Origin of the sequence: Paraconexibacter sp. AEG42_29 (assembly GCF_040581415.1) — a bacterium.
In the GTDB taxonomy this organism is placed as follows: Bacteria; Actinomycetota; Thermoleophilia; order Solirubrobacterales; family Solirubrobacteraceae; genus Paraconexibacter.
Genome location: NZ_CP114014.1, coordinates 4,625,150 through 4,639,465, shown reverse-complemented (window position 1 = coordinate 4,639,465; position 14,316 = coordinate 4,625,150). Strand labels below are relative to the sequence as shown.

Genomic DNA, 14,316 nt, shown 5'->3' with positions numbered 1-14,316 from the left:
TCATCGACCCGGCGGCGGTGGCGGTGGCGGAGGCGGTGGTGGTGGCGGCGGCGCGGGTGGCGGAGGCGGTGCCGACGACGGGAAGTCCTTGACGAAGGCGGAGGCCGGGAGTCCGGGCGTGCTCGGCGCGCCGGGCGGTGCGGGCGCGACGAAGCCGCCGAGGTCGGGCATGGCGCCCTGTCCCGGGGTCACGCCGCGGGCGGTGAGCGACTCCGCACGCTGCTCCTGCCGGTCGGCGATGCGCCGCACCACCATGGTGGCGAGGATCGCCGCGACGATCAGGAGCAGGTTGGCGAAGACGTCCACGCCGTCGGCGTCGCGGAACTCGTCGAGCGTCTCGGGGTTCCCGCCGGCCCGCGACGAGATGCCGCCGACGAGCCACAGGCCCCACCACCACGCGAACAGCTTGGGCACGTTGTTTCCGACCCAGCCCTGGTCGCGCTCCGGGTAGGGCAGCGTCTGGTCGGCGCTGCGCCAGAGGTCATTGACCACCTGCTTGGGCCGCCACAGGTTCAGGACCGGGATGAACCACGACCAGGCGGCGGCCTTCGGGGAGTAGCGCGGCTCCATGATCCCCAGGGGCCGCATGTTCCGCGTCGCCTGCAGCACCCACCGCACGACGAACACGGCGGCGACGATCAGCGCGACCAGCTGGATGATCGAGCTGGCGGCGATCAGGTCGTCCGCGGCGTCGAGCTCGTCCAGGCTGCTGCCCGGAGCGTCCAGCAGGTCCTCGATCGTCGAGATGCGGTTCCCGGCTGCGCCGATCGAGATCACGCTGGCCACGATCGTCGCGTACAGCGCCTTGATTGCCGCATCCGCTCTGCCGGACGCCGAGACGTACCCCTGTTCCATGGCGCGAACCATATGCGCGAACCGACGGATCCCCTAGCCAACAGCTTTCCGGCGCGATGCCGGCTCGGTGGGGGCAGTCCGACCGCCGCGGCGACTCGAACATCGGTCCGTGATGTGAACACGAACGTTCGCCAGGCCGGTAGGCTCGCGCGCATGGGACGAGGGTTCGGGCCGGGGGCCGCGCTTGTCGCCGTCCTGATGCTGATGGGTGCCGCACCGGCGGGCGCGACGACGGCCGCCGCGACGTCGCCCGGGGCCGGGCGACCGGCCGCGGCGATGCCGGGGTCCGAGGTCCGGCCCGAGGCCGACCTGCGCGCCCGCGGCGGCGACGCGACGGTCGCTGCCGACAGCGCCAACCGCACGTTCCGGGCGGTCGCGCCGTTCCGCGACGAGCCGCCGCTGACCGCGACACCCGCGGCGACGTGCGATTCCGCGTCCCGCCCGTCCCCCTACATGCAGGGCCGCGTCCCGGCCGACGCGGACCCCAAGGGCTACCAGTGCAACGTCACCCAGCTGGGCCACGAGGGGACGGCGGGCGGCTTCAAGGTCGAGCGCTACACCGACGCCGCCGGCCACGACTGCGCCTACTACGACACGACGCTCCTGTTCCCGACCAACGCGGTGTCGGCGCTCCTGGACACGAAGGCGACCGGGACCGCCGTCCTCGACATGAGCGACCCGGCCAACCCGAAGCGCACCGCGACGCTGGTCACGCTCGCGATGCAGTCCCCGCACGAGTCGCTGGTGGTCAACGCCAAGCGCGGCCTGCTGGCGGCCGTCTTCGGCAACCCCGCATTCGGCCCCGGCATCGTCGACATCTACGACGTGAGCAAGGACTGCCGGTTCCCCGAGCTGCAGTCCAGCTCCCCGGTCGGCATCTTCGGCCACGAGAGCGGGTTCGCGCTCGACGGCCGGACGTTCTACGCCACGTCCCCCGGCACGAACACGCTCGTCGCCATCGACGTGACGAACCCGAAGGTCCCGGCCCAGCTGTGGACCGGGGCCTACGACGCCCACGGCGTCTCGCTGAGCGCCGACGGCAACCGCATGTACGTCGCCGGGACCGGGGACGGGCTGGTCGTGCTCGACACCTCCGAGATCCAGGCCAGGAAGCCGAACCCGCAGGTGCCGGTGGTCTCGCGGCTGCAGTGGAAGTCGATGACGATCCCGCAGAACGCGATGCCGGTCACGATCGGCGGCAAGAAGATGCTCCTCGAGATCGACGAGTACTCCAAGGACGCGAACAACAACATCGCGTCCAACGGGGTCAACGTCGGGGCAGGGCGCATCATCGACATCAGCGACGACACGCGGCCGAAGGTGATCTCGAACCTGCGGCTCGCGGTCAACCAGCCCGAGAACCGCGCCGCCATCGCGCAGGACCCGGGCGCGCCGCTGCCGGTGCAGGGCTACGCGGGGCACTACTGCGGCGTCCCCCGCGAGGTCGACCCCGGCATCGTCGCGTGCTCGTTCATCGCCTCGGGCCTGCGCGTGTTCGACATCCGCGACCCGTACAACCCGAAGGAGATCGCCTACTTCGTCGCGCCGATCTCCAACCTCGGCGGCACGCCGCTGCCGCTGTTCCGCTCGAACTTCGCGATGTCGCGGCCGTCGTTCGTCCCGAGCCGCAACGAGATCTGGTACTCCGACGGCAACAGCGGCTTCTACTCGCTGCGGCTGTCGAAGGCGGCGCAGGTCTTCGACAGCAAGGGCAGCACGCTCGGGCTGCCGTCGCAGGGCTCGTGCGTCAGCCGGCGCTCGTTCACGATCCGGCTGCGCCAGCCGAAGGGCCAGCGGCTGAAGAGCGCGAAGGTGTTCGTGAACGGCCGGCAGGTCAAGACCGTGCGCGGCGCCCGCACCACCGCCCGAATCGACCTGCGGGGGCTGAAGAAGGGCACCGTGACCGTGCGGGTCGAGGCCCGGACGCGGTCCGGGAAGACGATCCGGGAGACGCGGCGCTACCTGACCTGCGCGCCGCGCTGAGGGACTCTCAGGCCGGCCTGCCCGCCGGTCACCAGAGCGGCGGGCCGTCCGCGCCGACGACGTCGTCGATGCGGGCGACGAAGAACGGCGCGGCGGTGGCGGCGAAGGTCTGCGTGAGGTGGTCGCTGTCCTTGTGGACGAGCGCGCCGCCGATGACCGGCTGGCACAGGCGCGGGCTGCACAGGTAGCGGGTCAAGTCGATCAGGTGCACCCGGGAGCCGGCCATGCGGCGCGCGGCCGAGACGGCCGGGTCGGGCCGGACCGCGTACCGCCGCGGGAGCGCACAGGCGATCGCGGCCTGCTTGCGGTCCCGGATCGCCTTGGCGACGCAGGACGCGGTGTTGCGCGAGTTCCTCGGGGTGTCGCGGATGACGAAGATCCGCTTGACGCTCGGGGGCAGCTTGCTCCACCGCTCGACGTACCCGGCGACCTGGACCTCCTCGGGCGTCTGGCCCTTCAGCCGCAGGACGGAGCCGCCGCTGTGCTGCGAGACGAAGACCGTGCTGACCTCCGGATGGGTCCTCAGCCACTCGTAGGTGGCGTGGTTCCAGTCCGCGCACTGCTGGGTCGCGGGATTGGAGAGCAGCGCCGTCGCGGTCGTGAACGGGCAGCTGGACCGGGTGATGGAGACGCCACGCCAGCCCTTGGTCTGGGCGACGCGCTCCATCGCGGCGCGCCAGTGCGACGCGTGGCTGTCCCCGATCAGCGCGAAGGTCTGCTTGGCCTCGTCCTCGGGGAGCCCGAACTCGCACGGGAGCAGCACGCCCTTCTGACCGACCGGGACACACGCGGCGTTCGGCTCGTCGGCCGACTGCGCCGGCGTGGGGTGAACGGCCAGCCGGAGCTTCGGGTTGCGGCACGGGTTGGTGGGGTCGTGCGCGACGGCGCCGAAGCACGGCTCCTGGGTGAGCGGCGAGGGGACTGGCGGCCCGGTCCGGACGAGCGGCTTGGACGCCCGCTTCTCGGTCTTCGTCTGCGCGGCGGCGGTGCTGTCGTCGTCCTGGCCGCCGACGACGAGGGTCAGGCCGTAGAGCGCGACGACGAGGGCGACCGCAGCCGCGGTGGCCAGGGCGAGGGGACGCGGGACGGCGGCCGGTGGCGGCGCCGGCTGGTCGACGTCCGGGCCCGCTTCCGCTGCCGGGCCCGCTTCCGCTGCCGCTTCCAGGCCCGCTTCCGCTATCGCTTCCGGGGGGTCGGGGACGACCGGGGGCGCCGCGTCCGGGAGGTCCGGCGTGTCCGTCGCGTCCGGCGTGGCCTCGGGACCGGGGCTCGGATCGGCCTTCGGGCGGCGCAGGGGGCGGCGGCGCGGACGAGGCTGGCGGGGGAGGGGCGGCATCAGGCGGGGCGGCGGACGATACGCAGTCGTGGCGCGGGATGACGTGGTCCGGGGTGGCAGTACGGGGTCCCGCCACCCGCGAGGAGGTACTGCCACCCGCGTGGTGGCGGGCGAGGGTGGCAGTGCGTGGTCCCGTCGGCCGCGACGGGGTGCTGCCACCCGGCCGCGCCGGGGCCGTCGGTCAGGGGGAGGTGATCCTCAGGTAGGCCAGGACGGCGAGGACCCGGCGGTGGTCGTCGCCCGCCGCCGGCAGGTCGAGCTTCCCGAAGATCGACGTGATGTGCTTCTCGACCGCCCCGGGGGTCACGACCAGCGCGTCGGCGATCGCCGCGTTCGACCGGCCTTCGGCGATCAGCTGCAGCACGTCGTGCTCCCGCGGGGTCAGGCGCTGCAGCCCTTCGGCGCCGCGCTGGTGGGGGGCCAGCATCTGGGAGACCACCTGCCGGTCGAGGACCGTCCCGCCCCCCGCGACCTGGCGGACCGCGTCCAGGAACGCCCGGACGTCCCCGATCCGCTCCTTCAGCAGGTATCCGATGCCGGCGCTGCCGTTCTGGATCAGCTCGCCGGCGTACGCGGTCTCCACGTACTGGGAGAGGACGAGGACGCTCAGGTCCGGCTGGCGGCGACGGGCCTCGATCGCGGCGCGCAGGCCCTCGTCGCTGAACGAGGGCGGCAGGCGGACGTCGACGATCGCCAGGTCCGGGGCGTGCCCGGCGATCGCCCGCAGCAGGCCGGGACCGTCGTCGACCTGGGCCACCACCTCGATGTCGTTCTCGCGCAGCAGGGCGACGATGCCCTCCCGCAGCAGCGCCAGATCCTCCGCGATCACGACGCGCACGGCAGGCGGACCTCCAGCGTCGTGCCGCCGCCGGGCGGGCTGCGCACGGACAGGGTGCCGTCGAGCGCCTCGACCCGCGCCCGCAGCCCGGCGAGCCCCGAGCCGGCCGGGTCGGCGCCGCCGCGGCCGTCGTCCCCGACCTCGACCAGGAGCGCGCGGCTGTCCTCGCGCAGGCGGACCCAGCTGCGATCCGCACCCGAGTGCTTGGCCGTGTTGGTGATGGCCTCGGCGATCACGAAGTAGGCGGCGTTCTCGACCGCCGGGGCGATGGCGCGGCTGGTCTCGGCGATGACCTCGGTCCCCAGCGGGGAGCGCGCGGCCAGCGATCGCACCGCCGCGACCAGGCCGCGGTCGGCGAGCAGCGGCGGCACGATCCCGCGGGCCAGGTCGCGCAGCTCGGCGATCGCCTGGTGCGCCTCGCGCTGCGCGTCGTGAATCAGCGCCTGGACCTCGGGCTGCTCGTCGAGGCGCATCTCGGCGCGGCCCAGGTGCAGCGTCAGCGCGACGAGGCGCGCCTGCGCACCGTCGTGGAGGTCGCGCTCGATGCGCCGCAGCTCGGCGGCCTGCGCGTCGATCGCCTGGCGCCGGGTCCGCGAGAGCAGGTCGATCCGGGCGCGGAGCGTCCGCCGTCCCTGCGCGATGAGGACGCGGTCGTGGAGCGTGAGGAACGAGTAGAAGACGCCGAACGTCGCGAGGCCGAACAGGGGCCACTCCGGCCAGAAGCCCTTCACGCCGGAGATCGTGTTCGCCAGCAGCCAGACCGCCAGCAGCACGAGCGTGGCGGTCAGGATCAGGGACCAGACGAGCGCGACCCGCCGCGAGGCGTCCGTCTGGAAGCGACGCGGCCAGCGGAACGACACGTCCAGCAGGACGGGCGCCACCAGCCCCAGCCACGCCCACCCGGGCCAGAACGTCCCCTGTCCCGTCATCGCCCAGAGCACCAGCAGCAACGCGGCGCCGAGGAGCGCGGCGCGGTGGGCGACCAGGCGGGCGAACTCCGTGCGCGAGAGGCCGTCGGCCTGCGCCGCGACCCAGCGCCGGAGCGGGACGACGCTCGGGACCGGGGGCACGGAACGCCACGGGTGGTCGCTCATTCACCTCATGGTCGCAGAGCGGCGCGGGCGGGACGCGAGGCCCGCGGGCGGCGCCGGCCGGCGCCGCGCGATCAAGCGACGGCCTTGGCGGCCTGCCGCTCCTCGCTCGGCTTCTGCACGTCCCAGATCAGCCCGGCCTTCTCGAGGCCGCTGATGACCAGCCCGGAGACGTCGAGCTCGCGCCGCCCGAGGCCGTGGTACGCCGAGGTCGGGAAGGCGTGGTGGTTGTTGTGCCAGGCCTCGCCCATGCTGAACGGTGCGAGCCAGGCGAGGTTGCGCGACTCGTCCCCGGTCTCGAACCGCTTGCGGCCGAAGAAGTGGCAGAGGCTGTTGATCGAGTAGGTGACGTGGTGCAGCAGGAGGATGCGCACGGCGCCGCCCCACAGCATCGCGGTGAGGCCCGCGTCGACGGTCCCGCCGAAGGCGTAGCCGAGGCCGAACGGGATCGCCAGGCCGAGCAGCGACCAGAAGATGAAGGTCTTGTCGACGAAGTTCACGACCGGGTCGGCGATGAGGTCGCGGGCGAAGCGCTCGCGGGCGGCGCGCTGGTCGTGGATGAAGAGCCACGCGACGTGGGCGTGGAGCAGGCCGCGGATGGCGCCCTTGACGCCGTGGCCGTGGTCCACGTGGGGCGAGTGCGGGTCGCCGAGGCGGTCGGTGTAGATGTGGTGCTTGCGGTGGTCGGCGACCCAGTTGATGACCGGGCCCTCGACGGCCATCGTCCCGAGCACGGCGAGCAGCCCGCGCATGAAGGGGGAGGTCTTGAACGCGCGGTGGGTCAGCAGGCGGTGGAAGCCCACGGTCACCCCGAGAGCGGTGGGGACGTAGAGCACCGCGAGGATGATCAGGTCGCGCAGGTGCAGCGTGTCGTTCCAGGCTTGGACCGCGCCGAAGACCAGCAGCGCCAGCGGGACGACCGTGATGACCGCCGTGATCGCGCGGTCGAGGTTCACCAGGACCGGGTCGCGGATCTCCTCCGGGGTGGGTCCGTCGTCGTCGAGTCGGGGCTGCGCCTGGGCAGGAGTCGTCGCCATCGTGGCCGGGAGGCTGCCATACCTCGGCGCCCCTGTCGTTCAGGGTCGCCACCGGTCGGGGTGGGGATAACCCGAAAGCGGTGCTCGATGTGCCACCAGGTACCGATGTGGCGCCTGGTGGCACATCGACGCCGCGTCCGTCGCCGTGGCGGTGTGCTTTCCTGACCGCATGAGCGTCGTGGACACGCCCGCCCGGCGGGAGGACATCCGGATCGGGGAGGTCGCCGCCTGGTGGTACCGGCCCAGCGGTGCCGCGGGCGCGGGCGCACGGGCGGGCTGCGTCGTCATGGCGCACGGGTTCAGCCTGACGCGCCACGACGGGCTGCCGGCCTTCGCGGAGGCGTTCGCCGCCGCCGGGTTGCACGTGCTGCTGTTCGACCACCGCCACCTGGGGGACTCCGGACCGCCGCGGCCGCGCCAGCGCTTCCGGGCCGCCGAGCAGCGGGCGGACTGGGCGAACGTGGTCGCGCACGCGCGCACGCTGGAGGGCGTGGACCCGGCGCGCATCGTCCTGTGGGGCTACTCGTTCTCCGGCGGGCACGTCGTCCGGCAGCTCATCCACCGCGCCGACGTCGCCGCCGGCCTGGTGCTGTGCCCGTTCGTCGACGGCCCGCAGCGGGTGCTGGCCACCCCGCCGTCGCTGATCGCGTGGATCCTGCCGCGGGCGCTGCGCGACCTCGCCGGCTCGCACAACCTGATCCCGGTGACCGGGCCGCCCGGGTCGCGCGCCGCGATGACGCTCCCGGGCGAGGCGGACGGGTTCGCCGCCGCGGTGCCCGAGGGGTCGCCGTGGCGCAACGAGATCTCGCCCGGGCTGTTCGTGACGGTGGGGCTGGAGCGCCCGGTCGCGCAGGCGCGGCACGTCCGCGCCCCCCTGTGGGTCGGCGTCGGCGAGCGGGACATCAGCACCCACGGGCCGTCCGTGGAGCGGCTGGCCAAGGACGCGCCGCTCGGCGAGCTGCACCGCTACCCGTACGACCACTTCGAGCCGTTCCTGGGCGAGGCGCCGGCGCGGATCGCGGCCGACCAGGTGGAGTTCCTGCAGCGGATCGGCCTGGCCTGACCCGCTGCGGGGCGCTCGATGTGCCACCACACGCCACCGGCGCACGTGGTGGCACATCGAACGGGCTGGGCGGGTGGGTCAGGCGAGCGTCCAGGCCTTGAGGCGCGTCTGGCGGCCGCGGATCTCCAGGTCCCCGACGGGCTCCAGGCCCGCCGCCGGCTCGTCGTGCAGCAGCGCCCGCGTGCTGTCGGCGATCAGGATCGGGACGCCCGCGGCCTTCGTCATCTGCTCCAGGCGCGCGGCCGTGTTCGTCGTGTCGCCGACCGCGGTGTACTCCACGCGGCGCTGGGACCCCACGTTGCCCGACAGCACCGGCCCCGAGCACACGCCGACGCCCAGGCGCATCGGCTCGGCGGTCCCCGCGGCGGCGTTGAACGCGTCCAGCCGCGGGCCCAGCAGCTCACGGGCCGCGCGCAGCGCCCGGTCGGCGTGGTCCTCCTGCACGAGGGGCGCGCCGAACACCGCCATGATGCCGTCGCCCATGAACGACACGATCGTGCCGCCGTGGTCCAGCAGCGCGGCGCTCATCTCCGACAGGTAGACGTTGAGCAGCGCGACGACGGCCTCGGGTTCGAGGTGCTCCGCGACGCTCGTGAAGCCCCGCAGGTCGCAGAACAGGACGGTCCCCTCGCGGCGAACCCCGCCCAGTCGCAGGTCGTCCCCCGCCTGGGCGACGACCTCGTCGACGACCGACGGCGGGACGTAGCGCGCGAAGGCGGCCCGGAGGTGGCGGCGGTCGCGCAGATCGGTCGCGTACGCGACGGCGAGGGTGCCGAGCAGCGCGGACAGCAGCGCCGCGCCCGGCGCCGCCACGGGCAGGATGCGGCCGCCGTCGAACGCGAGCTGCGCGACGACCGCCCCGGCGGCGGCGAGGACGACCGGGACGGGCAGCCAGCGCAGCGCCTGAAGCCGGAGGGCGGCCAGCGGGGTGAGGGTGCTGAGGCCGAGAACCCACAGGACCGCCAGCCAGCCGGGGGCGTCGCGGAGCGGGGCGCCGCGCAGGAGGGTGCTCACCGCGGCGGCGTTGATCTCCGCGCCCGGGACGCCGTCGCCGAGGGGCGTGCTCCGGACGTCCTGGATGACCGACGCCGACGCCCCGACGATGACGACCTTGCCGCGGACGGCCGCGGCGGACCACGCGCGCCGGCCCTCCACGACGTCGGCGAACGGCAGGGTCGTGAACGTGCCCTCGGGCCCCGGGAAGTCGATCCACATCCCGTCGCCGTCGAACTCGTCGCGGGGGATCGCCGCGCCTGCGCGCCGCGCCACGGCCACCGCGAAGTTCGGCACGCCGAGGACGTCCAGGGGTAGGCGGCGGATCGTGGCGCGACGCGCGTTGGGAGGCAGGAAGTTCGGCGTGGCGACCGTCACCCGCGCGTACGCCCGCGTCTCGTCGCCGCCGAGGGTGTCGGTCTCCCCGTCCTCCGTGATCTGCGTGGCGGCCAGGATCACCCCCCGCGCGCGTCGCAGCGCCGTGATCAGCGCGTTGTCGTCCCGCGCCGTCGTCGGGGTCAGGAAGTCGAAGTCGTAGGCGATGACCTTCGCGCCGGCACGGCTGAGGCGGTCGATCACCCGGGCATGGAGCCGGCGCTGGATCGGCACCGACTGATCCAGGCGGTCGATCGACGCGTCGTCGAGCGCGACGACCACCACGTCGGACGGCGGCGCCTGCGTCCCGCGGATCCCGAACCGCGCGTCGACCGAGGCGAGCTCCGGACGGCGCATGAGGCTCGTCCCGTGGCCGACGGCGCCGAACGTCCCCGCCAGCGCGGCGACCAGCAGCAGCAGGGCCGTCCGCTGTCGCTGGCGTCGCCCGCGCATCGGCGCATTGTGTCGTGTCCGTGACTCCCGGACTGCACGCGCCACGGCAGACGGACCTGGCGCACCGCGACTACGGTTGCTCCCAGGTGATCTCGATGACGACTCCCATGACCGCAGCCCGTCCCCGCCGACTCGTGATCGCGGCCGCCACGCTGGCGGCGGCCGGCATCCTGGGGGCACCCGCCGGCGTGGCGTGGGCCGTCGCGACCGACGGCACGATCACCCCGGTCGCCGGCTCCGTGCCGGGCTTCGCGGGGGACGGCGGCCCGGCCGGCCAGGCGCTCATCGACACCCCGCGGGACATCGCCACGCTGCCGGACGGCTCGATCGTGATCGCCGATTTCGCCAACAGCCGCATCCGCCGGATCACCCCGGATGGCCGCATCAACACGAGCGCCGGCAACCCTGCGCGCGGCAACGCCGCGGCCTCCGGCGACGTCGGCGACGGCGGGCCGGCGACGGCCGCCGGCCTCGACCGCCCGCGCGGCGTCACCGCCCTGGCCGACGGCGGCTACCTGATCGCCGACACCTTCAACAACCAGCTGCGCCGTGTCCTGCCGAACGGCACCATCGTGCTCGTCGCGGGCGACGGCGCCGGTGGCCTGCGGGGGGACGGCGGCCCTGCCAAGAGCGCACGCCTGAACCTGCCGAGCGACACGGCCACGATGCCGGACGGCTCGATCCTGGTCGCGGACACCGACAACGACCGGATCCGCAAGGTCGCCCCCGACGGCTCGATCACCACGGTCGCCGGGACGACGCGCGGGCTCGGCGGCGACGGCGGACCGGCCACCGGCGCGCAGCTCAGCCAGCCGCGCGACGTCGCGTACGGGACGGACGGCGCGATCCTCATCGCCGACACCGGGAACCACCGCGTGCGGCGGGTCGCGCCGGACGGCGTCATCACGACGATCGCGGGTGCGGGCCAGGGGCTCGCGGGGGACGGCGACCCGGCGGCGACGGCGAAGCTCGCCGCGCCGTTCAGCGTCGCGGCCCTGCCGAACGGCGGCGTGCTGGTCGCGGACACGGGCAACGACCGAGTGCGGCGGATCACGCCGCTGGGCGCGATCTTCACCGTGGCCGGGACGACCGGCGGCCTCGCCGGTGACGGTGGCCTCGCGAAGGGCGCGCGCCTCAGCCAGCCCGGAGCGGTCAGCCCGGCGCCGGGCGGCGGCTTCCTCGTCGCCGACACGAACAACGCCCGCATCCGCCGGGTCAGCGACGTCGGCGCGGTCCCGGCCGGTGTCGCCGCGCGCTCGCTGAACCTCGCGCCGGGCTTCGGCAGCGTCGCCGTGCGGCCGATGGGCATGACGGCCGGCCTGCCCCTGCGCGAGGAGGACCTGATCCCGCTCGGCTCGTTCGTCGACGCCACGAACGGCGGCACCTTCGTCACGACGACCACCGACAGGCAGGGCTCGCAGCAGACGGCCAACGTCTTCCAGGGTGCGTTCACGGTGCGGCAGGAGGGCGGCGGCGGGCAGCCGCTCGGCACGCTCTTCCGCCTGCCGACGCTGACCGGCTGCCGCAACGAGCCCGAGGCGCGTTCCGCCCGGCGCAGCGCCGCCGCCGTCCCGACCGCCGCCAAGCCGCGCGCCGCGCTCCGGGCGGCGAAGAAGAAGCAGCCGAAGAAGAAGCGCGCCCGCCGGCTGTGGGTCACCGAGAAGGGCGGCAAGTGGCGCACCGCGACCGGTTCGGTGTCCGCGGCGGCGATCGGGACGTCGTGGCTGACGACGCTGCAGTGCGACGGGACGCGCGTCACGGTGAAGGAGGGCGTCGTCCTCGTGAAGGACCGCCTGCGGCTGAAGACGACGCGGCTGTCGCCCGGCCAGTCGGTCAAGATCGCCACGCGCGGGCGCAGTCGCGGCATCTGACCCGCGCGGCGTGTGGTCCAGAGCTGCCTCAGGGGCGCTCTCGACCACACGCCGGCGGCGGCGACGGCCTACGCTCCGCGCATGCCCGACGTCGAGGACCTCACGGACGACCGCCAGTGGGCCGCCGCCCGCGCGCGCGACATGCTCGTCGCCGGCGGGACGACCCCACCCCGTCCGCGCCTGATCGGCGTGATGGTCGCCTCGGTCGACGCCCGCGCGGCCCTCGACGGCAAGAGCGGCGGGCTCAGCTCGGAGCCCGACAAGGCGCTGCTGAAAGCGTGGCGCGCTGTTGCCGATGCCGTCCTCGTCGGCGCCCGGACCCTGGAGACCGAGCGCTACGGGTCGCTCATCCCCGACGCCGACCGCGACGCGCGCCTCGCCGCCGGGCGGCCCGGCTGGCCGCGGCTGCTCACGATCTCCCGCCGGCTGGACATCGACTTCGCCAAGACGCTGTCGACCGACCCCGACCTGCCGCTCACCGTGTACACGGAGGCCGACGCGACCGACGGCGATCGGGCGCACGGCAGCGACGTCGAGATCGTCACGCTGCCCGATGTCGCCCCGGCGAACGTCGTCGCCGACGCCCGGGACCGCTACGGCGCGCAGGTCATCGCCTGCGAGGGCGGGCCGCACCTGCTCGCCGCCGCGCTGCGGGCGGGGGTGCTCACCGACCTGAGCATCACGGTCGCCCCGGCGATCGGCGGGGAGGGCCCGCCGCTCATCCCGGACTCAGGCCGCGCCGCCCCGATCGCCCTCGAGCTCCGCGACGCCGAAGCGCGCGCCGGCAGCATCTTCGCCCACTACACCGTCACCCCCGGAGCCTCCTGAACACCATGACCGAGCACCTCGACGCCGCTGCGGCGGCAGCCCGGATCAACCCGGCCGACACCCTCGGCATGCCGCTCGGCCCCGGTCAGCCGCCGGCCTTTCTGCAGGCACTCGGCGCCCGTGAGGACTGGACGGACCTGCGCGTCAGCGGCGCCCTGCTGCTGGTCGGGACCGACCTCTTCACCCGTCCCGGCGTCCACTACCTCTCCGGCTTCTTCGGGCCGTTCGAGCGGTACCTGCGCGACGCCGGGGCGAACGTCTCCTTCGCCCCGGCCGACTTCCGGCGCTTCGCCCCGCTCCTGGAGCAGGCACGCCAGCGCGTGATGTGCACGGTCGCCGCGCCCCCGGACGCGGACGGCTGGTGCAGCCTCTCCCTGCACGCGGGCGGGACCATCCGCGAGCTGCGCGGCGCCGGTGCCGACCCGGACCGGCTGCTCGTCGTCGAGGTGTCGGAGAAGTACCCGCGCACGTTCGGCCTCGGGGAGACGCACCGCCACGCCATCCACGTGGACGAGATCGACATCCTGATCCGCAGCGAGGCCGCACCGCTCGCGCTGCCCGAGGCCGCGACGTCGGACACCGACGACGCGATCGCCCGCCACGCCGGCGGGTTCATCCGCGACGGGGCGACGCTGCAGACCGGCATCGGGACGATCCCGTCCGCGATCGTGGCGCGGCTGGCCGCCGGCGACGGCTCCGGCTACGGCGTCCACACGGAGATGTTCACCGACGGGCTGATGGCGCTGCACGAGGCGGGCAAGGTCACGAACACCGGCAAGGGCCAGTACGACGGCGTGTCGGTGGCGACGTTCGCCGCCGGCTCGGAGGCGCTCTACACGTGGCTGCACGAGAACGCGGACATCGCGTTCCTGCCCGTCGAGGTCGTCAACGCGCCCGAGGTCATCGCCGCCAACCGGGACATGGTCACGATCAACGGCGCGCTGGCCGTCGACATCCACGGCCAGGTGGTCGCCGACACGATCAACGGGACGCAGTACTCGGGGATCGGCGGCGCGGAGGACTTCGTGGCCGGTCCCGGTGGCAGCCTCGCGCAGCGGGCGCTCATCTGCCTGCCGTCGACGGCGACGGTGGACGGGGAGCTGCGGTCGCGCATCATGCCCTGGTTCCCCGCGGGCAGCGTCATCACGACCCCGCGCCACCAGGTCGACGTGATCGTGACCGAGTACGGCGTCGCCGAGCTCGAGGGGCTGACCGTGCACCAGCGCGGGGACGCGCTCGCGGAGATCGCCCACCCGCAGTTCCGCGACGGGCTGCGCGAAGCGGCCGAGCGGGCGTCGAAGGGCCGCTCGCCGGTCCTGGACTGACGCGGGGCGGGCGGGCCCTTAACGAGGGGCGCCGGTTGCGAATTGGGGGGCAATTCGCAGCCGGCGCAGTCTCCTCGTGCTTCGAAGCCCGGGCAATGGCCAGATCCAGACTCAGGCAAGCTGGATCACGGCGTTGGGGGCAGGGGGCTCACCCGGACAGGACGGATCATCGGTGCTCGGACGGTGTGTCCTAATCGTCTGGCCGTGCAGTCTGGGGTCACGGCGCGCTGACCGATCGGGGGATGGGCGCCTCATCCGATCGGTCAAC

At 74.1% G+C, this 14,316-nt stretch carries 11 protein-coding genes; 5 read left to right on the top strand and 6 right to left on the bottom strand.

Annotated elements, in window-relative coordinates; translation table 11 throughout:
* Entirely contained in the window at nt 1–855 is an 855-nt protein-coding gene (locus DSM112329_RS22545) for a DUF4328 domain-containing protein (RefSeq protein WP_354698802.1), read from the bottom strand.
* Nucleotides 856–1,008: 153 nt separating this feature from the next.
* Between DSM112329_RS22545 and DSM112329_RS22540 the strand changes: the two genes are divergently transcribed.
* A complete protein-coding gene (locus tag DSM112329_RS22540; RefSeq protein WP_354698801.1) occupies nt 1,009–2,838 on the top strand; it encodes a hypothetical protein in 1,830 nt (609 codons plus the stop codon).
* Between the two features lie 28 nt (nt 2,839–2,866).
* On the opposite strand, the gene DSM112329_RS22535 is transcribed toward DSM112329_RS22540, so the two are convergent.
* The 4 genes from DSM112329_RS22535 to DSM112329_RS22520 all read right to left on the bottom strand — a co-directional run bounded on the left by DSM112329_RS22535 (nt 2,867) and on the right by DSM112329_RS22520 (nt 7,140).
* A complete protein-coding gene (locus tag DSM112329_RS22535; protein WP_354698800.1) occupies nt 2,867–4,174 on the bottom strand; it encodes an SGNH hydrolase domain-containing protein in 1,308 nt (435 codons plus the stop codon).
* Between the two features lie 181 nt (nt 4,175–4,355).
* Entirely contained in the window at nt 4,356–5,012 is a 657-nt protein-coding gene (locus DSM112329_RS22530) for a response regulator transcription factor (protein WP_354698799.1), read from the bottom strand.
* Nucleotides 5,000–6,106: a histidine kinase gene (locus DSM112329_RS22525; protein WP_354698798.1), complete on the bottom strand. Its 1,107-nt coding sequence runs from the start codon at nt 6,104–6,106 to the stop codon at nt 5,000–5,002. Before DSM112329_RS22525 ends, DSM112329_RS22530 begins: the two co-directional genes overlap by 13 nt.
* Before the next feature lie 71 nt (nt 6,107–6,177).
* Entirely contained in the window at nt 6,178–7,140 is a 963-nt protein-coding gene (locus tag DSM112329_RS22520) for an acyl-CoA desaturase (RefSeq protein ID WP_354698797.1), read from the bottom strand.
* A gap of 169 nt (nt 7,141–7,309) precedes the next feature.
* Here DSM112329_RS22520 and DSM112329_RS22515 point away from each other — a divergent pair, with 169 nt between their 5' ends.
* Nucleotides 7,310–8,203: an alpha/beta fold hydrolase gene (locus DSM112329_RS22515; protein ID WP_354698796.1), complete on the top strand. Its 894-nt coding sequence runs from the start codon at nt 7,310–7,312 to the stop codon at nt 8,201–8,203.
* A 78-nt stretch (nt 8,204–8,281) separates the two neighbouring features.
* Here the strand turns inward: DSM112329_RS22515 and DSM112329_RS22510 are convergent, their stop codons facing one another.
* On the bottom strand, nt 8,282–10,024 hold the full coding sequence (locus DSM112329_RS22510) for an adenylate/guanylate cyclase domain-containing protein (protein ID WP_354698795.1): 1,743 nt from the start codon (nt 10,022–10,024) through the stop codon (nt 8,282–8,284).
* 95 nt (nt 10,025–10,119) lie between these two features.
* Here DSM112329_RS22510 and DSM112329_RS22505 point away from each other — a divergent pair, with 95 nt between their 5' ends.
* The 3 genes from DSM112329_RS22505 (at nt 10,120) to DSM112329_RS22495 (ending at nt 14,048) form a co-directional block, all read left to right on the top strand.
* Complete coding sequence (locus DSM112329_RS22505; RefSeq protein ID WP_354698794.1) at nt 10,120–11,895, top strand: hypothetical protein; 1,776 nt, start codon at nt 10,120–10,122, stop codon at nt 11,893–11,895.
* Between the two features lie 81 nt (nt 11,896–11,976).
* On the top strand, nt 11,977–12,723 hold the full coding sequence (locus DSM112329_RS22500) for a dihydrofolate reductase family protein (protein ID WP_354698793.1): 747 nt from the start codon (nt 11,977–11,979) through the stop codon (nt 12,721–12,723).
* Nucleotides 12,724–12,728: 5 nt separating this feature from the next.
* Nucleotides 12,729–14,048 (top strand): acetyl-CoA hydrolase/transferase C-terminal domain-containing protein, encoded by a 1,320-nt coding sequence (locus DSM112329_RS22495; protein WP_354698792.1) that lies wholly within the window; start codon nt 12,729–12,731, stop codon nt 14,046–14,048.
* The last annotated feature ends 268 nt before the right edge of the window (nt 14,049–14,316 follow it).